18 protein-coding genes, 3 pseudogenes and 1 CRISPR repeat array are annotated in these 25,750 nt (G+C 70.6%); of the genes and pseudogenes, 10 read left to right on the top strand and 11 right to left on the bottom strand.

The window, feature by feature from the left end:
• Positions 1 to 82 precede the first annotated feature (82 nt).
• The 8 genes and pseudogenes from ACFVX9_RS32545 to ACFVX9_RS32510 form a co-directional block, all read left to right on the top strand.
• Positions 83 to 2,917 carry a BTAD domain-containing putative transcriptional regulator gene (locus ACFVX9_RS32545; protein WP_387985069.1) on the top strand — a complete coding sequence of 945 codons (2,835 nt, stop codon included), beginning with the start codon at positions 83 to 85 and terminating at the stop codon, positions 2,915 to 2,917.
• 193 nt (positions 2,918 to 3,110) lie between these two features.
• Complete coding sequence (locus ACFVX9_RS32540) at positions 3,111 to 3,239, top strand: hypothetical protein (RefSeq protein WP_387985066.1); 129 nt, start codon at positions 3,111 to 3,113, stop codon at positions 3,237 to 3,239.
• 234 nt (positions 3,240 to 3,473) lie between these two features.
• Entirely contained in the window at positions 3,474 to 4,247 is a 774-nt protein-coding gene (locus tag ACFVX9_RS32535; protein WP_387985064.1) for a hypothetical protein, read from the top strand.
• A complete protein-coding gene (locus ACFVX9_RS32530; protein ID WP_387985061.1) occupies positions 4,244 to 4,951 on the top strand; it encodes a hypothetical protein in 708 nt (235 codons plus the stop codon). The genes ACFVX9_RS32535 and ACFVX9_RS32530 overlap by 4 nt, the downstream gene beginning before the upstream one ends.
• A complete protein-coding gene (locus ACFVX9_RS32525) occupies positions 4,936 to 6,195 on the top strand; it encodes an MFS transporter (RefSeq protein ID WP_387985058.1) in 1,260 nt (419 codons plus the stop codon). Before ACFVX9_RS32530 ends, ACFVX9_RS32525 begins: the two co-directional genes overlap by 16 nt.
• A 19-nt stretch (positions 6,196 to 6,214) precedes the next feature.
• Positions 6,215 to 7,174, top strand: a complete 960-nt coding sequence (locus ACFVX9_RS32520) for an insulinase family protein (RefSeq protein WP_387985055.1) — start codon at positions 6,215 to 6,217, stop codon at positions 7,172 to 7,174.
• Positions 7,175 to 7,241: 67 nt separating this feature from the next.
• Complete coding sequence (locus ACFVX9_RS32515; RefSeq protein WP_387985052.1) at positions 7,242 to 8,342, top strand: insulinase family protein; 1,101 nt, start codon at positions 7,242 to 7,244, stop codon at positions 8,340 to 8,342.
• Between the two features lie 923 nt (positions 8,343 to 9,265).
• A pseudogene (locus tag ACFVX9_RS32510) lies at positions 9,266 to 9,955 on the top strand (NAD(P)-dependent oxidoreductase); the annotation flags it as partial.
• 667 nt (positions 9,956 to 10,622) lie between these two features.
• A CRISPR array of direct repeats spans positions 10,623 to 10,975; the repeat unit is 29 nt; unit sequence GTTGCGAGCCCTCCAGGGCTGATCACGAC.
• An 89-nt stretch (positions 10,976 to 11,064) separates the two neighbouring features.
• Here the strand turns inward: ACFVX9_RS32510 and cas2 are convergent.
• The 8 genes and pseudogenes from cas2 to cas6 all read right to left on the bottom strand — a co-directional run bounded on the left by cas2 (position 11,065) and on the right by cas6 (position 19,213).
• Positions 11,065 to 11,328, bottom strand: a complete 264-nt coding sequence (cas2, locus tag ACFVX9_RS32505) for a CRISPR-associated endonuclease Cas2 (RefSeq protein WP_387985049.1) — start codon at positions 11,326 to 11,328, stop codon at positions 11,065 to 11,067.
• 6 nt (positions 11,329 to 11,334) lie between these two features.
• A complete protein-coding gene (gene cas1b / locus ACFVX9_RS32500) occupies positions 11,335 to 12,315 on the bottom strand; it encodes a type I-B CRISPR-associated endonuclease Cas1b (RefSeq protein WP_387985046.1) in 981 nt (326 codons plus the stop codon).
• Complete coding sequence (locus tag ACFVX9_RS32495; protein ID WP_387985043.1) at positions 12,315 to 12,836, bottom strand: CRISPR-associated protein Cas4; 522 nt, start codon at positions 12,834 to 12,836, stop codon at positions 12,315 to 12,317. The genes cas1b and ACFVX9_RS32495 overlap by 1 nt, the downstream gene beginning before the upstream one ends.
• The gene (cas3, locus tag ACFVX9_RS32490) at positions 12,833 to 15,208 is read right to left on the bottom strand and encodes a CRISPR-associated helicase Cas3' (RefSeq protein WP_387985109.1); all 2,376 of its coding nucleotides are present in this window, start codon (positions 15,206 to 15,208) and stop codon (positions 12,833 to 12,835) included. Before cas3 ends, ACFVX9_RS32495 begins: the two co-directional genes overlap by 4 nt.
• Positions 15,190 to 15,921 carry a CRISPR-associated protein Cas5 gene (cas5, locus tag ACFVX9_RS32485; protein ID WP_387985106.1) on the bottom strand — a complete coding sequence of 244 codons (732 nt, stop codon included), beginning with the start codon at positions 15,919 to 15,921 and terminating at the stop codon, positions 15,190 to 15,192. Before cas5 ends, cas3 begins: the two co-directional genes overlap by 19 nt.
• Positions 15,922 to 16,054: 133 nt before the next feature.
• A pseudogene (cas7i, locus tag ACFVX9_RS32480) lies at positions 16,055 to 16,901 on the bottom strand (type I-B CRISPR-associated protein Cas7/Cst2/DevR); the annotation flags it as partial.
• Positions 16,902 to 16,976: 75 nt separating this feature from the next.
• Positions 16,977 to 18,416: a hypothetical protein gene (locus tag ACFVX9_RS32475; RefSeq protein WP_387985040.1), complete on the bottom strand. Its 1,440-nt coding sequence runs from the start codon at positions 18,414 to 18,416 to the stop codon at positions 16,977 to 16,979.
• Entirely contained in the window at positions 18,413 to 19,213 is an 801-nt protein-coding gene (gene cas6, locus ACFVX9_RS32470; RefSeq protein ID WP_387985037.1) for a CRISPR-associated endoribonuclease Cas6, read from the bottom strand. Before cas6 ends, ACFVX9_RS32475 begins: the two co-directional genes overlap by 4 nt.
• A 799-nt stretch (positions 19,214 to 20,012) precedes the next feature.
• Between cas6 and ACFVX9_RS32465 the strand changes: the two are divergent.
• Positions 20,013 to 20,302, top strand: a pseudogene (locus ACFVX9_RS32465) (NAD(P)-dependent oxidoreductase); the annotation flags it as partial.
• A gap of 38 nt (positions 20,303 to 20,340) precedes the next feature.
• Here the strand turns inward: ACFVX9_RS32465 and ACFVX9_RS32460 are convergent.
• Complete coding sequence (locus tag ACFVX9_RS32460; protein WP_387985035.1) at positions 20,341 to 21,414, bottom strand: hypothetical protein; 1,074 nt, start codon at positions 21,412 to 21,414, stop codon at positions 20,341 to 20,343.
• Between the two features lie 259 nt (positions 21,415 to 21,673).
• On the opposite strand from ACFVX9_RS32460, the gene ACFVX9_RS32455 reads away from it, so the two are divergent.
• Positions 21,674 to 24,871 carry a BTAD domain-containing putative transcriptional regulator gene (locus ACFVX9_RS32455; RefSeq protein ID WP_387985032.1) on the top strand — a complete coding sequence of 1,066 codons (3,198 nt, stop codon included), beginning with the start codon at positions 21,674 to 21,676 and terminating at the stop codon, positions 24,869 to 24,871.
• A gap of 148 nt (positions 24,872 to 25,019) precedes the next feature.
• Here ACFVX9_RS32455 and ACFVX9_RS32450 read toward each other — a convergent pair whose 3' ends face one another.
• Together ACFVX9_RS32450 and ACFVX9_RS32445 are read right to left on the bottom strand one after the other, a co-directional pair.
• Positions 25,020 to 25,256, bottom strand: coding sequence for a hypothetical protein (locus ACFVX9_RS32450; RefSeq protein WP_063350324.1), 237 nt, complete (start codon positions 25,254 to 25,256; stop codon positions 25,020 to 25,022).
• A gap of 149 nt (positions 25,257 to 25,405) precedes the next feature.
• The coding region (locus tag ACFVX9_RS32445) for a dimethylarginine dimethylaminohydrolase family protein (protein WP_387985029.1) at positions 25,406 to 25,750 on the bottom strand (345 nt) is incomplete at its 5' end.

Below are 25,750 nucleotides of genomic sequence, written 5' to 3'. Positions count from 1 at the left end.
CCATCGCCGGGAGACCGCCGGACCCGATCAGCGAATTCCTACGTGACAGCGTCGTCGGGTTCATTCATCGAAGGCAGGACCAATGGAATTTCAGGTGCTCGGGAATATGGAGATGCGGGATCATGCACGCCTCCTTCCCCCGATTCGCCCTCGCCACGAACGATTTCTCGCCCGTCTGGTACTGAGTCCCAACACGCTCGTGTCCATCAGTGCGCTCGCCGAGACCTTGTGGGACGGTGAGCCGCCCGCGTCCGCGGAGCGACAGGTTCAGAACGTGGCGTCGCAGCTGCGCCAGGCGTGGCTGACCGCCGGTGTGCCCGAGGCTAACGAGATCATTCGAACGGGCAGGGCCGGATACTCCCTCGACGTCGAAGTGGGGAGCATAGACCTCCATGTCTTCCGGAAACTGGTCACCCAGTCCGGAGGCCTCGCCCGGACTGGGGATCTGCATCGCGCGATCAGAACACTCCGGCAGGCTCTGGAACTGTGGCGCGGCCCGGCCTTCGCCGGGATCGAGAGCCAGGTGATCCAGCGAAACTCCCTGCTCATCAACGAGGAGCGGCCCGCAGCCTGGGAAGAATGCATGCGACTGGAGCTGGAGGTTGGTCAGCACGGTCGTGTGGTCACCGAACTGTCCGCACTCGTCGCGGAGTTCCCGTTCCGCGAGCGGCTCACCGGCCACTACATGACGGCGCTGTACCGCACGGGCCAGCAGACGGCCGCGCTGCAGACCTACCAGCAACTGCGAGTCCGTCTGGGCGACGAGCTGGGCATCGACCCCGGTCCCGTCCTGCAGGAGCTCCACGAGAGGATCCTGCGGAATGATCCGGCCCTGCTTGCTCGGCCGGCGCCCGAGACCGGGCCTGTGACGGTCCCGGCCGCCCGGCCGCCCGTCGTCTCCACGCCCTCACTGTCCGTGCCGAGCCAACTCCCGCCGCAGGACGGTTCCTTCGTCGGACGGTGGGAGGACCTGGCGCTGCTCTCGCAGCACAGCGGACAGGCCCAGGTGCTCGTGGTCACCGGCGCGGCGGGCATGGGCAAGACGTCACTCGCCGTGCAGTGGGCGCACCAGGTCCGGGACGCCTTCCCGGACGGCCATGTCTTCCTCGACCTGCGCGGGCACAGCGCGAAGAGCAGCGTCTCGGCGGACGGCGTACTCGAACACATACTGGAGAGCCTGAACCTTCCGCCGCAGAAGATCCCCAGGCATCCGGAGAAGCGGCTCGGGCTGTACCGCTCGACCATCGCCGACAAGAAGATGCTGATCGTTCTGGACAATGCCGGTTCGATCGATCAGATTCTGCCGGCCGTGCCGACCAGCGGAGGATCACAACTGGTCGTGACCAGCCGCAGCAGTCTCGCGGCCGTCTACACCCATGTCGCGGCAGCCGGGCTGGCCATGGGCGGACTCAGCCGGACGGAGAGCCGTTCCATCCTCGTGAGAGCCAGGGCGGGGCTGCCGGAGGACTCCGGTCCTTCGCTGGAGTTCCTGCTCGACCTGTGTGACGGGATGCCGCTGGCCCTGCGCATCCTCGCCGCGCGGATGATGGCGGATCCGGCTCTGACACCGGAGGACCTGGCCGCCGACCTCTCCCGTGACATCGCGCCGCTCGACGGGTTCACCATCGACGGTGGCGGGCGCAGCGTGCGATCGGTACTGACGAACGCCTATGCGGCACTGTCGGTGGATGACGCACGGCTCTTCCGCCTGCTGGCGGTCCACCCCGGAAGACGGCTGCGGACCGCGTCCGTGGCGACGATCGCCGCGACCTCACCACCGACCGTACGGCGCGGCCTTCACCGGCTGATCGCGTTGCACCTGATCAGCCGGGCGGGCGACCACCACCTGACCATGCACGACCTGGTCAGGTCGTTCGCCGCGGAGCGCCTCGAAGCCCATGCCCGGGACGACAGGCCGGCCGAGGCGGTCGGTCGCCTCCTGGGGTGGTACCTGGGGGTGGCCGCCATGGCCAGCGGCGTGCTGCGGCCGGACCGCGACGCCTTCGCCGACCGTGAGCCGCCAGTCGAGACCTTCGTCGAGAAGTTCGCCAAGGATCTCGACGCCATCAAGTTCATCGATCAGGAGAAGGAGAACCTGGCGCCCGTCACCGCGGCCGCGGTCCGTCATGACACCGACCGGGCGGTGGAGTTGATCTACCACCTGCACAGCTACTTCGTACGATCCGGCTTCTCGTCCGCCGACGTGGACGCGTGGAAGCAGTGCGAGAAGGAGGCGCACAGGATTCACCTGCCGCTGCACCGGGCCCACCTCTACCACGCCCTCGGCGGCGCGCTCGCCGTCACCCACGACCACGACGGCGCCGTCGAACGCCTCCGACTCGCCACCGAACTCTACGAACGGGAGGGGCACCTGAACGGGGCGGCCGGCTCACGCCTCGGCCTCGGCTTCGTGTTCGAGCTGCAGGGGCGCTATCACGAGGCCCTAGCCGAGCACGAGCAGGCGCTCGCATTCGCCGAGGCGGCGAAGAACACCACGCTCGTCGTGCACGCCCTCAACAACACGGCGGACGCACTGATGGCCCTCGACGACGTCGACGCCGGCCTGGAACGGCTGCGGGCCGGACGGGAGCTGGCCCGGGAGCACGGCCTGCGGCACCACGAAGCCGCGATCCTCAGCAGCATCGGGACCCTCTTCATCCGCAAGCGGGACCATGCGGAGGCCTTGACCCACCTGCACGAAGGACTGGTGCTGATGCGGCGGTCCGGGTTCCGCACCGCGGAGGCGGACACCCTCGCCCGGATCGGGCACGCGGTGCTCGGCTCCGGTGACCGGACCCTCGCAGCCGAGTGGTTCCGGAAGGCCCAGGACGTCTACCGCCAGAACGACGACGCAACCGGTGAGGCCGACATGGAGCGTCTGGTCAGAGACCTGGTGGGCGATCACCGGCCAGAGTGACCCCGCGCTGTCGGGACCTCATCGGCTCCCGCACCTCCTCGTCGAAGGCATCCGCGCAGGTCAGAGGCAGCGGATGAAAGGTGGATGACGATCGGATGCAAGCTGAGACCAAGCTGAAAGCAGCAAGGCCGAGAGGGCGGAGCGCCTGGGGGGAGCACCCCGCACGGGGTTCGTCCGTAATCGGTTGGTTCTCATGGCTCTGAAGGGAGCGGTCAACATGGAGAAGGTCGTGGAGATCATCGAGGTCATCGAGTCCCTCGAGGAGACCGAGGGCGGCCTGGACGCGCTGTCGTCCGTGCAGGCCGGCGAGACCTGGTCCTGAATCACCCTCAGAACGTCAACTGCGAGAAGACGGAGAGGAGGAACGCGGCAATGGAGCAGGTTGTGGAGATCATCGAGGTCATCGAGTCCCTCGAGGAGACCGAGGGCGGCCTGGACGCGCTGACGTCCGTGCAGGCCGGCGAGACCTGGGTCTGAGATCGAGGTTCAGGTCTTAAGCGGCACCCGGCCCTTCGCGGGCCGGGTGCCTCCTTCACGGTCAAGGAGCGCTCGAACAATGGTTGGTGACAACCACTATCTCGCCGAGGCCGACAGGCTAATGGCCGCCGCCGAGCAGGCGGCCGTCAGATACGGTCCCTCCTCGCAAGCGGTGGTCTTCCTCAAGTACGAGGAGTTGATCCGTCTGTGGCACGTTCACCTAAGCGTCGGGCCCGCCCCCGGTATGCGTGAACGGCTGGCCCGTGCCGCCGCGGAGATCCGCGCGGCCTACGCACGTGAACTCACGGTTCGCCACGAGCATCCCACTCGTGTGGTGGGTGAGGACCCACTGGTCATCGAGTTCGATCGTGCCGTGTTCCAGGACCGTTACGCCGGGGTGGCCCGTACCGCGGTCGAACAGACCTGGCACGTCCGTGACGCCGAGGTGCCGTCCGACTTCGCCACGGGCGCACCGCACATGTTCGTGATAGACGACCTGGGGCGCCTGCTCATCTGGCGACGCCGGTTCAACTTCCGTGAACTCATATTCGGGCGCGCGAAGTCACACATCCACGGTGTTCCGGTCGCCCACCCCATGCTGGTGCCCGACCGGCTGCGGGTCCGTACGGCGGGCGAGATCGTCCTGATCGGATCCCCGCACGTCCATGCCATCGTGGCGAACACCAAGTCCGGTCACTTCCGTCCGCCGCCCTCGACAGAAACCGTCGTACGCGACGTGTGCACGAACCTCTTCTCGGTACCGGGTGATCGGATCGACGTCTTCACCGTGGGGGGTCTGTCCGATCAGGAGTACGCGGGTTCCACCCATCGACTTGTGGAAGCGACACCATGAACAACCTCGAGCACGTCCTGCGAATACCCCGGGTCGGGGTGGAACACGAGTACCGATGGGTGATGGGAGCGGATTCGTCGGCCGACGCGGCCGCTCACGACACGTTGCGCGACCAGTTGGTCCGGATGTCCGGACTGCGCCTCTCGGATCAGGCCGTCGTCTCGCAGCACACACTGTGCTTCGACGACACCGGGTGGTCACTGTCGAGCGCCGACTGCTCGTTGACGATGCTCGTGAACACGAACCGGGGGCCGTCCTGGCTGGTGGCGAAGGAGACCGTCCAGTGGGTCGACGGGCGTCGCGACGTGCTGGAGATGACTGAGTACGTGCCGGACGCCAAGAACCTGGCGGGTGCGGAGGTCATCGCCGGCAGGCCGGGACAGTACCTGTCGCGCCGGGTTCCCACGCTGGGGCACCTGCGCGTGTTCGGCTACCTCTCCCAGCGACGGACCAAGGCGGCGTTGCTCACCGAGGGCGGAGCGCTCATCGCCGTCAGTTGTGACGCGGTGGAACTGCGGGATCCGACGTCGCGACCGGTGGACGCGTTCGTGGTGGTGGAACTGGAAGCGAACCAGGCGAGCCGAGTCGACCTGGCCGTACTGGCCGACGTGGCCGAAACGTTCTCTTCGCACTTCGAGCTCCCGGCCGCGCAGGCGACGAAGCCGCAGCTGGCCGCCGCCCGTCTGGGATGGACCCGATCATGACCACTGAGAGCCGGGTGCCCGCGGCTGAGTCCCAGGAGCGCACGCTGGGCCCATGGAAGAGCTGGCGGATCCTCCTGCTGGCGAACGCGTGCTCGTTGCTGGGGAACTACGCGCAGAACCTCGCGCTGCCGCTCTGGGTGCTGTCGGTGACCGGTTCCTACACCGCCACCGGCGTCACCTTCGCGGTCGGCACCCTTCCCGTGGTCCTCTGCGCACCGCTCGCGGGTCGCATCGTCGACCGATACGACCGGCTCCGGGTGTTCATCGCCTGCGAGCTCCTCTGCGCGGCGCTGGTCCTGGTCCTGGTCATGGGGGTGCGCGCGGAGAACCTCACCGTCGTCTACGTCACTTCGGCCCTCCTCAAGGCGGTCGGCAGTGCTTCGGTTCCCGCGGTGCAGGCGCTGCTCAAGGAGCGGGTGCCCGCTGACCAGGCCCGCCCGGTCATCGCGAAGTTCGAGGTGGTCTTCGGCGGCGCCATGAGCCTCGGCCCGTTGGTCGGTGCGGCGCTCGCGGACGGGGTCGGTATCGAAGGGGCACTGTGGGTCAATCTCGCGTCGTTCCTCGTGTCCGGGATCCTCGCGCTGGCGCTTCGGCGGCCCGGAGCCGAGAGCCCTGCCCTGCCCCGCACCGACGACCGACCGCGGGGGCAGGTGGCACCCCTGCGCTGGAGCGGCATCGGCCCGCGGTTGCGACGGGTCGCGCTCGCCGAGGCGTCGTACTTCCTCTTCCTGGGCTCCGAAGTGGTCATAGCCCTGGCCGTTTTCAAGCAATCGGCGGGAGTCGCCGCGGCGGCCGGGTACCAGACGCTGGCCGGGATCGGCTGGATCGTCGGGTCGTCCCTGGTCGTTCGCAGGTTCAACCGGCAGCCCCGCGTTATCTGGGCCGGCGCGGCGGTGTCCACGGTGGCGACCGCCGCGCTGGTGCTCAGCGGCTCTTCCTGGAGCTGGGCCGCCATCGTCGTGGTCGGTCTGCTCGGCGGGGCGGGCAACGTGATGATCGCCGGTGCGTCGACCGTGGTCTACCAGGAGTTGACGTCCAACGAGGTCATCGGCCGCATCTTCGCGTTCCGTCGTGCGATGCTCAACCTGCTCATGACGGTGTCGTACATAGTCGTTCCGTTCGCCGGGGAGCTCACCGCCCACCCGGCTCCGGTGCTGCTGGTCGCGGGCGTGGTGAACCTCGTGGTCACCACCCTGTTGTTGGCCCCGTACCGCGGCGACGGCACGGGTGGCAGAGGTGACTAGCGTGGTACCCCTGGGACGGGTGAGCGTCCTGCCGCCCGTCCCTCCCACGGTGGAATGGATTCCGTGGGGTGTGGCCACCGAGCCACCCGACGCACCCGGGCTGACGGCCCTGACGTGTGCCGCGCTCTTCGGCACCGACACCTTCCGGGTCGGGCACCGGTGCTCCGGGATCACCAGACACACGGGTCCGGCAGGGGTCCTGCCGGACCAGCGGCTGGCGGACGTCGATCTCGGCGCACTTCGTCGCACGCTCGTGGCCGAAAGGGCTCACCGGCTTGGTGACAGGGGCTGGCTGGTCCGACGCGCGCTTCACCGGGTGGCCTGGGGCGAGGCCTGCGTCGACGCGCTTCCCGGTGAGGCCGCGGCGGCAGCGATCACGGACCGGCAGATCGTCGAACACGCTCGCGCGGTGGAGGAGTTCCTCGCCAGCGGGGTGGGCCTGGTCACGAGCTCGGACACGCTGACCTGGCGCGGCGGACTGTACTACGGCGCCCGTGACAACCACCGGGTCGCGATGGGTGTGCAGATGCCCTGGCCCTCGGAGCCGTCCGACGGGGAGTCAGCACTGATCGCGGCGACCTACCTGGGGCGGGTGGGCGCACCCGGCCGCCTCGTCCAGGTGCTCGCGCAGCGTCAGGTGCCGTACTATGCGGCCGCGGCGACGCCCGCCGTGGAGCACGGCGTCCCGTGCCTCAGCATCGGCCTCAGCACCGTGGCGGACCACGCGGTCGGGCTCCTCGAGGCCGTGCGGGACATGCTCCGCTGCCTTCGGCGGTCCGGGATCCCGTCCCAGGAGCTGCACCGTCTGCGGGCCGGTGCCGAGCTCTACGAGGCCGTCCATCCGTCGAGCGGTCCGTTCGACCGCCGGGCGGAGGATCCGGCCGGCCCCGTCCAACCGGCCGTTCCCGCTGTCGCGGTGATCGGCCGACTCCCCGAAGAGACCGTTGCGAGAGTGCGCGAGGCCGTTCGTGAATGGTGATGTCCTGCGTCTGCCGAGCCTGGCCGGCGGAACGATCGTCGTGTGCAGACCCGGGACGACAACCTCAGTGATCGCCACGTACGGGCTCGGGTTCGGCCACGACCCCTCCCACGCACCGGGCGTGGCCCATTTGTACGAACACCTCTATCTGGCGACGCTGCGCGGGCTCATGACCACCCCGGTGGTGGTCCAGGCACAAACCCGTGCGGACACGATGTCCGTCTCGGCAACGGTGTTGTCGGACGCGGACCGGGAGCTGGTGGGGGCACTGGCCGAGACCCCTCGCTTGCTGGCCGCCGGGAAGGTCGACGAGGGCGTCCGGATGAGGGAGTGCCGCGCGATCGACGTCGAGCTGTCGGAGTGGTTCGGCAACCCGCTGCTCCTCGCCGGCCACAAGCTCGCGGCTCTGGCCACGCGGAGGCCCGGGCCGGCCAGGTTCGACGAGTGCCGCATCGGAGCCAGCTCGGCCATAGCGATGACGGACCTTCGCGCACACGCGGCCCGTCGGGCAGCGGCTCTCCCCGAGCGGTTGGTGATCGTCGGTCCGAGGCCGGCGGAGGAGTGGCTCGCCCTGGTCGACGCCGTGATGCCATGCGGTCCGGCAGATGGTCCCGCGGTTCACACTCGGCCCGGGGACGACCTTCCCGGGCCGAGCGGAGACGTACCCGGAGCCGACAGCCGGGTGTTCGTCGGTGTCCCGCTCCGACTGGGCGCCCCGGACGACGCCGAGACGGTGCAGCTCGTCGCCCGGCTCCTGTCGCACGGGGCAGGGCCGCTCGCAGAGGTCGGCAACCGCGTCGGTGCCCGCTTCCGAGGGGGCTCGGTCGTTCCCACGGCAGGCTGCCTGGTGGTGACCGGCAGCTGGATCGCGGAGGACTCCCGTCGGCGGGAGGCCATCGGTGTGGCGATGAGCCAGTACCGGGGGCGGATCTCGCAGTCCCTCCTCACCGCACAAGCGGCCGCGGTGCTCACGGAGCGCCGTGCCGCGGCAACCACCTCGGCGACCCTGGCCACGGCGATCGACGGCTGGCAGGCCGGATCGGGGGTGAATCCGATTGCTGACGTCGTACCGGGCATGGATGACGTCAAACGGGTCATTCGGGCCGGGTGGGAGCGCTCCGTGCTGGTCGGAGCCCGACCCGCCCGGGCCTGCGCCAGGTTGTTCTGAACCCGGGCGCACGATCCGGCCGCCTGGACCAGGGCGCCGGGGGCGTTCACGGTGATGCCGACGGTTCCGGTCACCGTGTTCCCCGGTAGTGGTCTCCCCCATGGGAGGTCGCCTCCCGTCCGTCGATCCGCGGCGCGCCCGAAGGCGCCCCGCCGGGCACCGGCGCCCGGGGCTGACGGCCGGGACGGCTCACCCGGTGCCGGGGCGTGCCGGGCCCGGCACCTGGGGGAGTACCCAGGCCGAGCAGTTCGCGGTACCAGGCGGCGGCCTCCGGGAGGTGGGCCAGCTTGCCTCGCCACACTGTCGGTGGTCCGCGAGGATCTTCTTCGCCTTGTCGTTGCGATCCTCGGCTGCCCCGAAGAGCGACCGCCACCATGACCAGGCGGTCCGCGTGACGCAGTGCCTTGTGGTTGCGATCCTCGGCCGCCCGGAAGGGCGACCGCCACGCCAGCTGACCAGCGACAACTGGCGATCCGCCGCCAGGCAATGAGGTATTCCAAGGACACGGATGCGCTTGATTCGGGCATTTCGCTTCGGTGTGAAACGTGTGTCACCCGTGCACTTCGGGCTCCGAACCATGTCCATTGCCTGTCGGCCGGCAGCCGCATGGTCGAGGTCATGGGAAATCTGATCGATATGGAAGATTCAAGCAAGCGGCGTGACGCCGCTGTGGGCTCACAGCCGAAACCTATCAGGCCGACGTCGCACTCTGGAGGGGCATCTGCACGGATCCGCCGCGTTGGCAAGGCAGTTCGGCGCCGACTCGCTTGCCGAGTACCTGGCATTGGTGCACAACGTCGGCAAAGGGCCCTGTTCCTGGCAGCACGGTCTACACACCGCCGAGGCCCGTGGCGGGAAGGTCTGCGTTCCTCACAAGAACTTCATGCCCTCCCGGGCGACGACTACGCGATACCGCATCATGCGCCGTCGCCGAACACGCCTGGACACTGGCCCTGGCCGTCAACCGCCGCCTCACCCGCGCCGCCACCCGCACCCGCGAGTTCGACTTCCGCCTCGACGGCCTCCTCGGCCGCGACATCCACGGCATGACCATCGGCGTCATCGGCACCGGCAAGATCGGCGAATGCTTCACCCGCATCGCCGCCGGCTTCGGCACCGAACTCCTCGGCTGGGACATCGCCCCCAACCCCGCCTGCCTCGACCTCGGCATGACCTACACCGAACTCCCCGAACTCATCACCCGCGCCGACCTGATCAGCCTGCACGTCCCCCTCCTCCCCGCCACCCACCACCTCATCGACGCCGCCGCCCTCGCCCGGATGAAGGACGACGCCATCCTCGTCAACTCCAGCCGCGGCGGCCTCATCGACAGCGCCGCCCTCGTCGAAACCCTCCGCGCCGGCCGCCTCTCCGGCGTCGGCCTCGACGTCTACGAAGAAGAAACCGGCGTCTTCTTCACCGACCGCTCCATCGAAGGCATCACCGACGACACCCTCGCCCGCCTCGTCACCTTCCCCCAAGTCCTCGTCACCAGCCACCAGGCCTACTTCACCCACACCGCCGTCACCCAGATCATCGACGCCACCACCCGCAACATCGACGACTACACCGCCGGCCGCACCAACGAGAACACCCTGGTGCCGAGGAGCTGACCCGACAAGAAGCCGAGATCCCCTGCTGTCCGAAGGCCGTAACCCCAGCCAATCCGACAGCGTTCGTCCAGATCCATACCGTCAAGGAAATGACCGTCGACGGGTTCTTGAATGAGGCCGGACCGTGCTTCAGGTTGCAGCAGACCGATCTGGACGAGCTATTCGACTGCCCTCCGCCAGCCCTGGACTCAGCGGACCGATCATCACGAGACAGCGAAGCGTCCGGGAATGTCGGACGCCCGCCACTTGCCAAAGACCCCCTGACCTCCAGTCGCCCGGCGATACACATCGCTGCACGTCAGGCGGTAGACAGCCCGCGCTATTCGTTCACCGAAAGGCCCCTCAGAGGCCATAGTGAACCACGCGTGGTCCCCGACAAGTCCCCAAATCTCCTCCTACCCTCTGGTGAGATCTCTCCCAGCTGCTGATCCGAACCAATCTCAAGAGCTACTGCGGTCCTCGGGCACCAGGGGACCGCCACCCACGGTCGCCGTTGTGGTCAGGCTCAGTAAAGATCCCCAGCCGCCCACGAGGGCAACCGCCACCCGACCCTGGCCGAGAGCTTGAACCTGCGCCCCCTTGCCTCGAAGCATGGTCCCCGAACTGGGTCCACCTGCCATGAAGCCATCGAGAGCGCACTGCACCCGGACAGTGGCCAACTAATCCTGTTGCAAGCCCTCCAGGGCTGATCACGACCGCCGAACAGGCCGAGCAGCGAGCCGCATCCTTCCGGTTGCGAGCCCTCCAGGGCTGATCACGACGCGCCGTAATCGGGACCACCGTGCTCCTCCCGCCGACGTTGCGAGCCCTCCAGGGCTGATCACGACCTTGATGGGGCAGAGCAAACGCTGGTGCAGAACATGTTGCGAGCCCTCCAGGGCTGATCACGACCTGCAGGCGCTGGACATCCTGTGGCAGACGCTGCGGTTGCGAGCCCTCCAGGGCTGATCACGACGGGGTCCGTTCCCTCCCCTCGGTCCGGTCGGTAGCGGTTGCGAGCCCTCCAGGGCTGATCACGACCCGAGGGTAAAGCCCCAGGTCAGGGTATCCATGGGTGCTGCCATGGGCGGCGGTGGTGCGGCGACTGTGCGGTACTGCAGCGGTGCTGGTCACAGGATGTCGCCGGGGCCGCCCAGGGTGGCGCCGAGGGTGGCGGTGTCGATCATGTCCGGGGAGCGGGCGGTGTAGGTCACGATGCTGTCGTAGGTGGGGTCGATCACGCTGTTGAGGGTGGTGGTGAGGGCGCGGTACTGGGCTGCGGTGAGTTCTCCGTGGAAGACGCTGCGCTGGGTCCAGTCGAGGTATTTGCGGCAGGTTTTGAGGACTTTCGGGTTGCGTTCGGCGGCGGTGTCGTAGACCAGGATGACGAACATCAGCTGCTACCACCAGGGCCGGAAGGGCTTGTAGGGGGTGTTCTCCAGGCAGAGCCGGACGAGTTTGAGGGCTTCGAGGTGGATGAGCTCCTCGTAGCTGACCTGCCGCTTGAGCGTGCGGTGGTACACCGTCGTCGCGAGTTCGTCGCGGACGAGGGCGGCGATCTTCTTGCGGCCGTCGGTGCTGAGTGCGGCGCGGCCGACCTCGGTCTCGAAGTCGCTGGGCTTGAGATATTTCTGGCTGGCGGCTCGTCGCAGTAGCCGTTCGGCGAACAGGGGTTTGAAGGGTTCGGCGAGGTCGAGGGCGAGGGTGTTGCGGCGGCGGTCGGTGTCGGCGTGGAGGAATCCGATGGCGGGGTGGAGCGGGGTGCTACGCAGGGCGGTGAGGACTCGGGCGTAGACGAGGGAGTTGAGGTAGCTGATGAAGGCGTTGCCGGCGTTGGTGGGTGGCTGGCGGGTGCGTCCGTTGAGGCGGAGCCAGGTGGGGAGGCGGGTGTCGAGGACGGCCCAGGCGGTACGGCGGAAGTTGCCTTCCTGTCCCATGAGTTCGTCGGTGTCGTGGCAGTCGGGCAGGGCGGTGCGCAGAGTCTTGAGTGCTGGGTCGAGCTGGTCGGTGTCGAGGGCCCAGTGAAGGTTCTCGGCGGTGGCGAGGAGGAGTGCGCGTGCGATGGAGAGGCGTTCTGCGGGGTCGCCGGTGATCTCGACTTGTCGGCGGACGACAGTGGCGGAGGACATGGCTTCGGCGGGTGCGAAGTGTCCGACATGGTTGCCGTAGTGGTCAAGGACGTGGATGGTGACGCCGTGGCGGCTGAGGAGGGAGAGGGCGGAGGTATTGAGGTCGACGTGGTCGAAGGTGACGAGGTCGCGGATGTCGGTGATGGGGATGTGGACGGGGCTGCCGTCGGGGCGTTCGATGCGGATGCTGTTGTCTTCGCGGCGGATGCGGCAGGGTTCGGTGAGCCAGTAGGTGCGGCCGGCGGCGGGCATCAGGTTCCCCAGCAGTAGTCGAGGTAGGAGCAGCCGCGGCAGGCGGCACGGGTCTGGCGGTCGGGGGGTGTGGTGGAGGCGATGACCGCGCGGGCTTCGTCCTCGGCGGTCTCGGCCTGGTCTCGCGCCTCCTCGTTCCAGGGGATGTCGGTGGTGCGGCGGATGAGGGGGTAGTGGACGATGCCGCCGCGCACGTTGACGCCTCGGCGTTCGAGGAGCAGGCAGTAGTGGCGGACTTGGGCGTCGTGGGCGGGTGAGGGCCTGCGGGAGGACTTGGTTTCGTGGACGACGGCGCCCGCGGTGACCCAGTCGATGCGGGCCTCGCCGAGGTCGACGTCCCGGCGGCGGGCGAAGGTGGTCTCGTTGACGACCTCGCCGAAGGCGACGAGGTCGCTGCGGCCCTCGGGGCGGTAACCGCGGGTGTAGAGCCAGAGTTGGCGCGGGCAGTGGCGGAGGTACTTGATGTGGACGCCGCCGAGACCCTGATCGTCGTCGAGTGGGCTCGCGGGGATGGGTTTCACAGGATGGTCTCCGGCTCGGCGGGTGGGCGAAGGCCCAGAACGGGGTCGTACTGGCCGTCGATGAGGTGGATGCCGAGGGCGCGGTCGAAGGTGGCGTTGTAGGTCTTCAGTTGGCCGTAGCGCAGGGGGATGAGCAGGCCGGCGGCGAGGAGGGGGTCGGCGTTCTTGCCGACGGCGAGGCGGCGGTATTCGTCTTTGTCGTCGCGGTGGAGGACTTCGACGGTGTCGAAGCGTTCGCCGAGGGTCTTGGCGTGTTCGGTGCGGTCGTGGAAGGGGTCGGTGAAGGTGAGGAACTCGGTGGTGAAGCCGTCGCGGGCCTGCCGGGCCCTCGTTTCCCAGTCGTGGCCCCAGTCGGTGTCGTAGGCGAGCTGGAGGAGGCGGTCGATGTCGTGTTCGCTGAGGGTGGTGATGCCTTCGGCGGTCAGGGTGGTGAGGGCCGACCAGGCGGCGTCGACGGCTCCGGGGTCGTAGGGGCGGTGGCTGTCGGTGCGGTGGACGCGGAACTCGACGGCGCCGTCGGGGTGCAGGCCTCGGCGGTTGACGCGGCCGGCGCGCTGGGCGACGGCCTCGACGGGGGCGTTGTCGAAGTCGAGCTGCAGGGAGACTTCGACCGTCTGGGTGGCGACGACGAGGCCGCCGCGGTGGCGCGGTTCGCCGGGCCGGCGTTCGGGGTGGCGGGCCAGGAGGCGGGTCTCGATGGTGTCGCGGTCCCGGTTCTTGAAGCGGGAGTGGAGCAGCAGTGCCGCATCGGGGTCGTCGGGCCGTGTGTGGCGGGCGTGGTCGGCGAGCGCGGTGAACAGGTTCTGGGCGGCGGCGACGGTGTTGGTGACGACCAGGACGCTGTGGCCCTCGCCGAGCCATGTTTCGAGGCGTTCGAGGCTGTCGGGGTCGGTGATGGGCAGGTCGTCGACGACGAGGTGGTGGCGGATGGGGGCGGTTCCGGGTGCGGCGCGGTGGCAGGTGACGGGCTGGTGGAGGCTCTCGTCGACGATGGCGAGCAGGGGTGGTGCGAGGGTGGCGGACAGGACGGCGATGCTGCTGCCGAGTTGTTCCCACAGGCGCATGGCCGCGCACAGGCGGCCGAAGGTCTCGGGGTCGTAGGCGTGGAGTTCGTCGAGGACGAAGAGGGAGTTGGCCTGTTCGAGGAGGACAGAGGAGTGGGTGGGTCCGGCGATGGCGGCGCCGAGGAGTTGGTGGGGGGTGGCGACGCGCAGGCGTTGGGTGAACAGGCGCATGGCGTTGGCGCGGGCGCGGGCTTTGCGGGCGTCTGCCTTTGTCGGGCCGCAGCAGTCGTCTTCGAGGGCTTCGGTGAGGAGGGTGCGGGCGAGGGCTCCGTGGAGGAGTCCGATGTCGGGCCGCTCCTGGCCGGCGGCCGGTTGGAGGGTGCGTTCGAAGCGGTTGCGGGCGGCGTTGAGGGAGGCCCGGTAGGGCAGGGTCCATACGAGGCGGGGCAGGCCGGGCATGGTGGCCAGCTGGCGGGCGGCCCAGGCGAGTCCGGCTTCGGTCTTGCCGCTGCCGGTGGGGGCGATGAGGACCAGGTGCCCGGTGGTGTCGGCGGCCTGCTGCTGGTGGCGGTGCGGGGTGTACGGGAGGCGGGCGAGGTAGTCGAGGGGTAGGGGTATGTGGGTCTGCAGGTCCACGTGGGCGGAGCCCGCGTGGTCGGCGAGGGTGAGCGCGCCTTGGGCTAGGACGGCGAGCAGGCCCGTGTGGGCTTTGACGGGTTCTCTCCAGGCGGTGAGGATTTCGTCGAGGAGGAGGCGGGCCCGGTCGGCGGTCGTCGGGTCGCCGGGCGCTGGCGGCACCGGTTCGGTCCGGAGGAAGCCGGCCAGCCAGGCGAGGAGTTCCTGGTGCAGGCCGCGCGGCACCTGCGGCCGGCTGCCGGGGCCGGGCGGGCGGCCGAACGCCTGGTCCCAGCGGGTGCCGGCGTTGTAGAGGCGGGCCAGGGCGGGCTTGCCGCCGCCGAGGGAGGACGCGGCGTGGAGTGGGCGGTGGTGGGCGGCGACGAGGGTGGCGATCAGCAGCCGTTCCTGGGTGCTCCATGCCGCTGCTGGGGTGAGGAGGTCGACGTAGGCGAGGGAGAGGACTTCGTGACGTTCTCCCCACGGTTCGCCGCCGGGTTCGAGCTGTCGCTGGAAGCTCTCTGCGATCTTTCCCGCGTCGTGCAGGAGGGCCGCGGCACGTACCTGGGCCCAGAACAGGGGCTCGGTGGCGATGACGCCGGCGGTGGCGATGCGGGCCTCAAGTTGGGCCACGGCGTCGTGGACGGTGCGCAGGTGGGCGGTGAGGCGTTCCGGGTCCTCGCGGGGCAGGGACTTGGCGCGCAGGTCGGTGAGGGCGCGCCGTCGTGGTGGGGTCAGGGGGTCAGGAGCCATACGGCTTGGGTGTCCTCGTGCAGGGCCGGGTCGGTGGGTGCTTCGCGGTAGGCGTGGCGTACGGGGGCCGCGGTGGTGGCGGGATCGTCGCACCACAGGTAGTCGGACCAGGTGGTGGTGAGGCGGTCGGTGGAGACGGTGTCGGCGAGGTGGTGGGTGTGGGCGGAGGGCAGGTCGTGCCCGTCGAGCGGGGCGAGCGCGTGGCCGACGATCGCCATACCGGCGGGCTCGAGGAGCACGCGGTCGGTCGCGGTCAGGTGGACGAGGTCCTGGGAGCGGCCCAGGCGCAGGCCGTGGCGCGGTCGGCGCAGCGCCTGGGCGAGGCGGGTGGCGTCCGGTGCGGGGATCCACACGGTCAGGTGGACGCCGGCGAGGAAGGGCCGGTCCTTGGCGGTCGTTCCTCCTTTCCCGGACCGGACCCTGCCGCCGGCGGCAGGGTTGCTGCCGTCGGCGGCGATCGGGTGGTAGGTCTCCGTGTCGACACCGTGGCCGTCCGCCCACGCGGCCATTCCCAGAGCGAGCGGTTCTGCGGGGGCACCGGTGGCGGCGGCGAGCATGCCGCGGACGGTGGAGGGCGGAGGCACCGGCAGGATGCGGGTGATCCCGGGGAACAGCGGGTCCCTGAACGAGGCGACGGGGGCGTAGAGCGTGACCCGCAGGGCCTCGACCGGCCCCCTCGTGGCCGGTGAGGCCGTGTTCTGCACCGGCGTCATGCCTGCGCCGGGTCATCGAACCAGCCGTCCAGCCTCCCTCGCGCAGGTCGGCCGCCAGGTCGAGCAGGATCGTGCGGGGGTGGTCGATGACGATGGTGCCGTCCGCCAGCTCGCGCGCGCACTGCTTCTCGAAGTCCTCGCGGGCCTGGTCGCGGAATCCGGGACGCCATCCAATGCGCACCGGAGCCTGCCATTCGCCGGCCCAGGCCTGGAGTTCCTTGAGGAGCACGTCCCCGCGCACCCGCACCCCGTTGTCGGGGTCGGCGTCGATGACGTTGCCCAGCGGGTTGATGCCGCCCTTGAACGGGGCCAGGACCATCAGCGAGGGAACCCGGTCTCCGTAGTGCAGGGCCTGCTTCGCGCCGCCGCTCAGGTGCGCGAGTGCCTCCGGCAGCAGCGCCGCACGCCTGCGCCGCTCCTCCAGCGGCAGCCGCACGGCCGGCTGGTCGCGGAACTGGACGGTGGAAGCCCCGAGGGCCGCGGCCTCGGCCACCTGAAGGGCCTGTTCCGGGGTGAGGTAGTTCGGCCGGCCCACTCCGTCGGCCCCCGGCAGGGTGAAGGTGCCGATCCTCGGGACGTCCAGCAGCAAGGGGGCCGCCAGGTCGGCGGTGTAGAACTCGTGTCCGTGCAGGACGGGCTCGGTCACCGCGGGACATGACGCCGAAGTCCTCGGTCGGGAACACCGGTTCCACGGACATCAGGGTGCCGAGCATGAACGGGCTGTCGCGCAGTGTCGTCGCCGCGTCGTCCTTCTTCGCGCCGGTCCGCATGTAGCCGAACAGGTCGTCGTCGGCGAATCGGACGGGGTCGGCCTGCGTGTTCGCCTTCTGGGCCTTGCCCTGGGCCTTGCCGACCCGGGTGACCGGGGACGGCACCGAGCCTCGCTCGACCATCGTCTCCCGGATCCAGCGGCGCGCCGCCTGCGCGGACACGTACGGGTGCTTGCGGCCCCTGATCCGCGCGAACTTCACGCGGGACATGGTCTCCTCGCCCCGCCCGTTGTTCGGTGCGCCCGCGTTCACCGAGAGCACCATCATGCCTGCCAGGAAAGCCATTTACGCCTGTCCCATCTCGTAGTCGTGAAAGCCGTCGTACTCGTCCTCGTCCTCGCCGTCAGCGGCGAACGCCGGCCGCTCTGCGAGCGCCTCGATCTCGCGTTCCTGCCGCGGGTCCGCCTCCTTGGCGCCGATCGCGACACCGCGCTGCTGCAGCAGCACCGACACCTGCGCGAACAGCAGCATCCGCTGCTCCCACGCGCGCGGCTGGCGCCTGATCAGCGGCCTCCACAGCTCTGGTCCGGCCAACGTCGTCTTGCTGCCTTCCAGTTGAAGACGTGTGTAGGCCTGGACCAGGAGCGTGCCGAGCTTGTAGTCGTTGAGCGCGGCATTGCGGTACTCCGCCAGCCGCCCGCGCGGGCTGCTGCCCTGCTCGATCCAGTCGGCGATCAGCGTCGCCACCGGATCCAGATCCGTTTCCATTCCGAAGACCTCCTCGGCATAGGTGAAAGCGAGCCCAACCAGCGCCTCACGGTCACCGGCACTCCAGGCTCCGTCGGTGTCCGCGAGGAGACGGTGCAGCTGTCCCAGCAGCGGCCTGCTCCGGCCGTCCTCGGCCTCGAACAACAGCCGCGCCGCCTCACCTTCCCCACCGGCGACGATCCGGCCCTGGGCGTCGTAGCGGGTCAGGGAACGGCGCAGCAGATGCCAGCCGCGGCGCAGCGGTGCGTTGCCGTCCACGGTGGCCAGGAACGCGGGTACGGCGCGGCGGGTGCGGGTGACCCGCAACCAGGGGTCCTGGTTGTCGTTCTTGAAGCTCCACAGCGTGGTCGCGCACAGGCCCTCGGTCGCGTCCCGCAAGGCCGCAAGGACCACCGTCTCAGGCCGGGCCGTCGCCGGCACGCCGGTGAAGCCGGCGTGCATCACGCGGCGGGCGCGCCGCACGTTGCGCCGGGCGAAGTCCCGCTGCGCGGTCTCGTTCTCACAGGACAGCACGGTCGCGGAGCCGGCGGTGACCCAGGCGCCGTAGGGCAGGGCCCACATCGCGATCCGGCACCCCCGGCAGACCGGCCAGCCGGGGACGCCGGGCGGCAGGGTGTTCAGGGACTTGCTGGTGTCGAACAGCGGGAGATTCGACTTCGCCCAGACGGCCGTCGTGCCGGTGTTGCAGAACGTGCAGGGCCGCGTCGGGCCGGCCTCCGGGACGTCCGGGGCGAAGAGCCTTTCGATGTCCGGCCTCAGCACGTTCGGGTCGGAGGGCCGCTTGCTGTGCGTGGCCTTCGAGTTCGGGTACAGCGCGAAGAGCACCTTCCACCAGTCGTAGCGGCTGGTGTCCTTGGGTGTGGTTGCCGCCGCAACCACGTCCGCCACCACGGCGGCTGACACGGCCTCCAGGTCTGCCTCGCTCACCCGGCCCGGGTCGTCGCGGCCGGCGATGACCGCCGCGGCCCACGCGCCGGCCCGCTGCAACGGATGGCCGGTTGCGATGAGCGTGGTCACCTCACCCACCCGAACCCCTGGATCGTGTCCAGGCCCAGGCCCCAGGAGCGGACCGCGTTCACGAACCGGCCGTCGGCCTCCATCGCCACCCGCACCCGCGCGCCGATCCGCGGCGCCCCTCGAACGGTGAACCGCCGCCGCGGACCGGCCTCCAGGACCCGCACACCACGCGGCGCCGGCAGACCCAACAGATCCGCCTTGTGCGCCAGGTTGTGCTGCAGACGGTCAAGGTAGTGATCGTCACCCGGCAACAGGTTCCGGCTCTCGTGCTTCAGCACCACCGGCGTCACAGTCTCCAGCTCCACCAGCCCCTCCCCCGCCGGCGACACAGTGTCCATGTCCATCGCCAGCCCCCTCACCCTCAACCGTGTTTTCCCCCAGGAGAGTTCATCGCACGAAGCCAGCGCGCGCACCAGCACCGACGCGATCTCCGGCACCGGCGACCCGAACCACACCGACCCCTCACGCGATGTGGTGTAGACGCCCTTGCGGTGCGGCGCGCCCACGAACAGCGGCCCCGCCACCCCCACTGGCTTCAACGACTTCCCCTGCCACCCACCGTCGTGCAACGCCTGAGCGAAAACCTCGTCCTGGCCGCCGAGCAACTGATACACCACACCACGCGCCGCCCCGTGCAGGTCCTCCCATCGCACACTCGACGTATCCGGCGTGACATCCACCCTCACCCGCACCGCACCCTCCAGGAGCCCAAAATGATCACCGCGTTCGCTCAACGCATCGATGGCGAAGCGTAGTTGGCCACGGAAAGAAATCCTCTGGTTTTCCACTAGTTGCACCGATAATCGTCTATATGTGCTACAAGTTCGAGATTCGCTGCTGTCATCGCGGTTCAGCCAGCACGGGCCATGGAGCTGTACCAACACCCTGCGACACCAGGCCGAGACCAAGAACAGTCTGCAATCACAGACAAGCCCACGGAAAAACGCTCTGACCTGCGACGATGCACTACCGACCAGTCGCTGCAGAACAGTTACCACCCGGCCACTCGGTACAGCTGGCGACCTGGTGCTTTACCCTCGGGTGGTCATCAGCCCTGAAGGGCTTGCAACGTGACCGGCCGGCAACGGCTGGAGCTGGCTACCTGGTGGTCATCAGCCCTGAAGGGCTTGCAACAAGGAGGACTCGGCGGGACTTCGGCGCGGGGTCCTGTGGTCATCAGCCCTGAAGGGCTTGCAACCGGTAGAGGGATTCGAGGTACAGCACGCGCAGGATCGTGGTCATCAGCCCTGGAGGGCTAGCAACGCGATGCGTGGCTGGATGTAGGCCGCCTCGGGGTGGCGTGATCATCAGCCCTGGAGGGCTCACAACAGTTCGAACTGCCGGCCCGGCGCAGGCCTACCCGGTGGTACCAGCCCTGGGGGGCTCCCGACATCGCGCGGGTTTGGAGCAATCCCCGCGCCACCGGCTTGAAGGAGGGAGGAACCGCCACCATTGGCGGTGACGTGCCGGTCAGCTCGCCGAAGGGACGGATTCTGATGCCGATGCCCGCTCACGCCGAGGTGAGCCACGGCCGATGGAGCTCGTGCGCCTGATCGAGGAATTCCACTCCACACACGCGGACAGCCGCAGCGCATCGCTGCTCCCGACCTGATCAGCCTCCACGTCCCCCCTGCTCCCCGCTACCCACCACCTCATCAACGGCGCCGCCCTGGCCCGGATGAAGGAAGACGCCATCCTCGTCAACTCCAGCCGCAGGCGGCCTCATCGACAGCGCCGCCCTCGTCGAGACCCTGCACGCCGGGCGGCTGTCCGGCGTCGGCCTCGACGTCTACGAAGAAGAAACCGGCGACTTCTTCACCGACCGCAACGTCGACGACTACTCCAACGGCCGCACCAACGAGAACACCCTCGTCCCGAGGAGCTGACCCGTCGTCGAGGCGGGCGGCCCGGAGGGCGGTCGTGTTCACCCGTGTTTGGACTCCGGGAGGCGGGCGCGGGGGGTGCCGTCCGGGGTGGCGGGGGCGGTGGTGTCCCAGGCTCGTAGGGCCGTGAGGGCGGCGGCGCGGGCGGGGGCCGTCGGGCGGACGCCCTCCGGGGCGAGGAGGAAGTCGGCGACGGGGGTGAGCAGCAGGGTGGCGGGTCCGGCCGGGAGGAGGCGGGCCTCGTCCCACTGGTGCCGGATGACGGTGCGGCGCAGCAGGGTGCCGTGCCGCGGTCGGAGCGGGCGGGTGAGGGCTTCGCGGCGGTGGAGTTCGGGGGCGACCTCGGCTTCCAGGACGGTGCGCACGCCGCCCAGGGAGCCCAGCGGCACGTGTTCGGCGGCGAGGTCGAGGAGCGCGACGGCCTCCGGGGCGAGCCGGTAGGCGGCGACCACGGCGGCGGTCTCGACGGCTTCGAAGGACTGCCGGGCCAGGCGGGCCACGTCGATCACGTCACCTGCCCGGAAGGCGCGGCCGAGCCCCTCCTCCGCGAGGGCGATCAGGCATTCGACGTGGTCGTCGGCGGCCAGGTAGGGCCGGACCGGGACGGTGGCGAGGTCGCCGGTGAGCGCGGCGGTTCCGAGCCGGACCTGGTACCACGGGTCGAGCAGCGGGTCCTCGGCCGGCCAGCGCAGGGTGACGGAGGTGTGCCGGGGGCGCTCGCCGAGCAGGGTGACCTCCACGGACTCCACCGGGTGCTCGGTGACCAGCCGGCTGACGGCCTGCCAGAGCGCGGCCTCGGTGGGGCTGACGAGGGTGAGCTCGCTCAGCGGCCGGGGCAGGTCGGACGGGTAGTAGCCGGCCAGCGGGAGGTCGCGGATCGGGCGCACCCCGGTAACGTCGGCGAGGTCGCGGGCGAGCCGGGCGTAACAGTCGGCCCGGTCGCGGGCGCGCTGCAGTTCGGCGCGGGCGTGCTCGCCCATCCGGACGTCCTCCCGGACGAGCGCGGCGAGCACCAGGTAGGGGAGGTCGCGGGCGCCGCGGGCGCGGTGGAGCAGTTCGACCGGTCCGGCGACCGGGTCGACGTCGAGCAACCGGTAGAGCAGGTCGGTGTTCACTGGCGTCGGCCTCCGAGAAACGTGGTGGTCGCCCGGGCGGCGGCACCCGGGGGGTGTGGCGGGCCCGGCGGGTCGTACCGGGCCGACGGCTGGGGGGCCACACCAGTGATTGTGACGGTGGGCGATCAACACCGGATCACTACGGGGTCGACGATCTCTCGACAGCCCACCGGCTGGCGTGGGTTGATAGGGACTCATCAATCGGGGGGCGGACGCGTGCGTGGGCGGGGGCGGGCACATGAAGCGGGCAGGTGCACGAATGAGTGATTTCCGGTTCTCGGTGCTGGGGTTGATGAGAGCGCAGCGCGGCACGACCGTGCTGAAGGTCGGCAGTCCCCAGCAACAGGCGATGCTGGCGGTGCTGCTGCTCCGGCCGGGGCACGGCGCGAGCGCCACGGACCTGATCGACGCCCTGTGGGGCGAGGAGCCGCCGAGCACCGCGGTGACGACGGTGCGGACGTACGCCTGGCGGTGGCGCAAGATCCTGCACGGCGACGAGCCGGACGCGCCGACCGTGCTGACCTCGGTCGGGGACGGCTACCGGCTGGTGCTGCCCAAGCACTCGGTGGACGCGGCGCAGGGCGAGGAGCTGGCGGCGCAGGCCGAGCGCACGGCGGCCGCCGGACAGCCGCAGCAGGCGCGTGACCTGCTGAACCAGGCGCTGGAGCTGTGGCAGGGCGAGCCGCTGGCCGGCATCCCCGGCCCGTTCGCGCAGCGGCAGCGCCAACGGTTGCAGGAGCTCCGGCTGACCCTGCTGGAGGAGCGGATCGCCCTCGATCTGACGCTGGGCCGCTTCTCCCGGTGCATCCCGGAGCTGACCGCGCTGACCACCGAGCACCCGCTGCACGAGCGGGCGTACGGGCTGCTGATGCGCGCGCTGTACCAGGCCGGGCGGCAGGCGGACGCGCTGGCGGTGTACCGGGGCGTGCGCCAGTTGTTCCTGGACGAGCTGGGGGTGGAGCCCGGGGCGGAGCTGGACCAGCTGCACCGGCGGATCCTGGAGGGCGACCTGTCGCTCGCCGCCCCGGCGCCGGCCGCGGCGCTGCTCCCCGGCCCGGTGAAGCCGGCCGGGCCCGGGCCCGAGGCGCAGGATCCGCCGGACGGCCCCACGGCGGCGGGTGCGCCCGCCGCGCCCGCCGGCACCAGCACGACGGCGCCCAGACCGGCCCAGCTGCCGCCCGACGCGGCGGACTTCACCGGCCGCACCGTCCAGGTCGAGCGGCTGGGCGAGGCCCTCGGCGCCCCGGGCCAGCAGGCGCTGGTGATCGCGACCGTGGTCGGCATGGGAGGGGTCGGCAAGACCGCGCTGGCCCTGCACGTCGCCCACCGGGCCCGGGACTCCTACCCCGACGGGCAGCTCTACGTCGACCTGCGGGGCGCCGACACCACCCCGGCCGACCCGGAGGCGGTGCTCAGCAGCTTCCTGGTGGCGCTCGGTGTGCCGGCCGACGGGGTGCCCGAGGGGCTGGACGCCCGCTCGGCGCTGTTCCGCTCGGTGGTCGACGGCCGGCGGCTGCTGCTGGTGCTCGACAACGTCCACGACACCGCGCAGATCAGGCCCCTGCTGCCGGGCGCGGTCGGCTGCGCCGTGCTCACCACCAGCCGTACCCGCCTCTCGGGCCTGCCCTCGTCCGTCCAGGCCGACCTCGGCGTGTTCGAGCCGGCGGAGGCACTCGAACTGCTGGGCCGCACGATCGGCGCCGAGCGGCTGGCCGCCGAGCCGGAGGCCGCCCGGGAGCTGCTGCTCGTCTGCGGCCACCTGCCGCTCGCGGTGCGGATCGTGGCGGCCCGGCTGGCCGCCCGGCCGAGCTGGACGGTCCAGACGCTGGGCCGCCGGCTGGCGGTCGAACGGCGGCGGATCGACGAGCTGCGCATCGGCGACCTGGCGGTGGAGGCCGCCTTCGAACTGAGCTACCGCCAGTTGACGCCCGCCCAGGCCCGGGCGTTCCGGCTGGCCGCCTCGGTGGACGGCCCCGACATCGGGCTGCCCGCTGCGGCCGCCCTGCTGGACCTGGACGAGTACGACGCCGAGGACCTGCTGGAGTCCCTGGTGGACGTGGCGATGATGGAGTCGCCGTTCCCCGGCCGCTACCGCTACCACGACCTGCTGCGCGCCTTCGCCCGGCGGCGCCCGGACCACCCGGGCGCGGCCGTGGAGGCCCGTGACCGGCTGCTGGACCACCTGCTGGCCACCGCGTGCGCGGCCTTCCAGCACGCCGTCCCGGGAGATCCGGCCGCCGGTGCGCTCGGGCCGGCCCGCAGCGCGGGCGTGGACCTCGGCGGCCCGGACGGCGCCCGGGCCTGGGCCGAGGCGGAGGGTTCCGGGGCGATCGCGCTCGCCGCCCAGGTGGCGTGCTGGACCGTCGCGGACGACACCGCGCCGGCCCCGGCCGACGGCGGCGCGGCACCGGATGCGTTGCGCGCCGCGATCGACCTGCTGATCGCGCTCACGCCGTTCGTCCTCGCCCCGCCCAGCCGCCAGCTCGCCAGTACGGCGGAGGCCCTGGCCACCGCCGCGGACCACCACACCGACCACCGGGCAGCTGGTCGGGCGCACTTCCTCCGCGGCAACGTCGCCCTGGCCGCCACCCGCCTGGAGGAGGCCGAGGCGGCCTCCCGGCTGGCGGTGGCCGCCTCCCGCTCGGCGGGCGACACGGTGATCCTGCGCCAGGCGCTGAACGATCTCGGCCTGGTCTGCCAGTTCCTCAGCCGCTACGACGAGGCCGTCGGGCACTACGACGAGGCACTGCTGCTGGCCCGCGAACTCGGCCACCGCTCCGGGGCGCTGGTGACGACGGTGAACGCCGCGCTGGCCCGGGTGCGCAGCGGGCGGGCCGCCGAGGCCGTACCGATCTGCCACGAGGCGCTCGCCGAGCTGCGGACCCGGCACGACGATCCCGGCCGGGCGTACACGCTGTACGTACTGGGGCTGGCACTGCACGGGCTGGGGCAGCACGAGGAGGCGGTCACCTGGTTCGGCGAGTGCCTGGCGGTGGCCTCGGCGGCCGGGCTGCGGGCCCGGGCCGCGCACGCCCGCTACCGGATGGCGGACAGTCTGCGCTCGCTGGGCCGGACGGACGAGGCGCTGGAGCACGCCGGGCAGGCGCTGACGCTGTGCGAGGAACTGGGGGCCGAGCGGGACCAGGGCCACGCGCTGGTGGTGCTGGGCCGGACGCTGGCGGACCTCGGGCGGGAGGCCGCGGCGTGGGGCCGGCTGCGGGAGGCGCACCGGATCTTCGTCCGGCTGGGGCTGCCGGAGGCGGAGGAGGTGGCGGGGCTGCTGCCCCAGGGGGAGGGTTCGAACCCTTCGGCCGCTACGGCTGCTTCGGGCTCTTCGGCCTCTTCTGCCGCTTCGGCTCCGTCGACGCCGGCGGCTCCGTCCGTCTCGGATGGGCGTCGGGGCGGTGGCCGGGGGGCGGCGGGCGCTCCGGTGACGAGCTGCGGGCCGGGCCGCTGACGAGCTGATGACCAGCTACTGAAGAATCGATCCTGCCGCTGTTCCGGTGCGGTCTGGAGCCAGTGAGGCCAGGAGCCGGTGCGGTCTGGAACCGGTGCGGTCTGGAACCGGTGCGGTCTGGAGCCAGTGCGGTCTGGAACCGGTGTAGTCAGGAACCGGTGCTGTTCCAGTCGCCGGTGCTGCCGTGGACGGTGCCGGTGGGGCTGGGCTGGGCGGGGGTGGGCGTCGGCGTTGCGCCGCCGCTCACCACCGTCGCCGTCCCGGTGCCGGCCGTCTCCGCCACGGCGGCCGTGGCGGAGAGACCGGCACCCAGGGCGACGGCCACCCCGAGACCGACCGTGAACAGGCGGAGGCGGATGGGGGCGGTGGCCGGACGCTGCGTCATCTCTGGTGCTCCCTTGGCTCGCTTCCCTGGTGGGGAAGGGCTTCCGTCGTGGTGTGGCACCAGTCTGGCCGGGGGCGTTCAACGGCGGATCTACAACCGAGCACCGGTGATCACTGCCGCCCGCTCAGGCCGCCCGTCGAGGCTGCCGTTCAGGCCGCCGCGCGGATCTCCAGGGTGCAGCACTTCACGCTGCCACCGCCCTTGAGCAGCTCGCTGAGGTCCATCCCGATCGGCCGGAATCCGCGCTCGCGCAGCCGCGCGGCCAGGCCGACGGCCGCCTCCGGCAGCACCACGTGCAGGCCGTCGCTCACGGCGTTGAGGCCGAACACCGCCGCGTCGGCGCCGTCCACCAGCAGGGCGTCGGGGAACAGCCGGCGCAGGACGGCACGGCTGCCGGCCGAGAAGGCCTCCGGGTTGTACATGATCTCGTCGCCGTCCAGCACGGCCAGCGCGGTGTCCAGGTGGTAGTAGCGCGGGTCGATCAGCTCCAGGCC

It is taken from the genome of Kitasatospora sp. NPDC058243 (genome assembly GCF_042882025.1).
Lineage (GTDB): Bacteria > Actinomycetota > Actinomycetes > Streptomycetales > Streptomycetaceae > Kitasatospora.
Note: the sequence above shows the minus strand (reverse complement) of the source record. Positions and strands in the feature narration are given on the sequence as shown.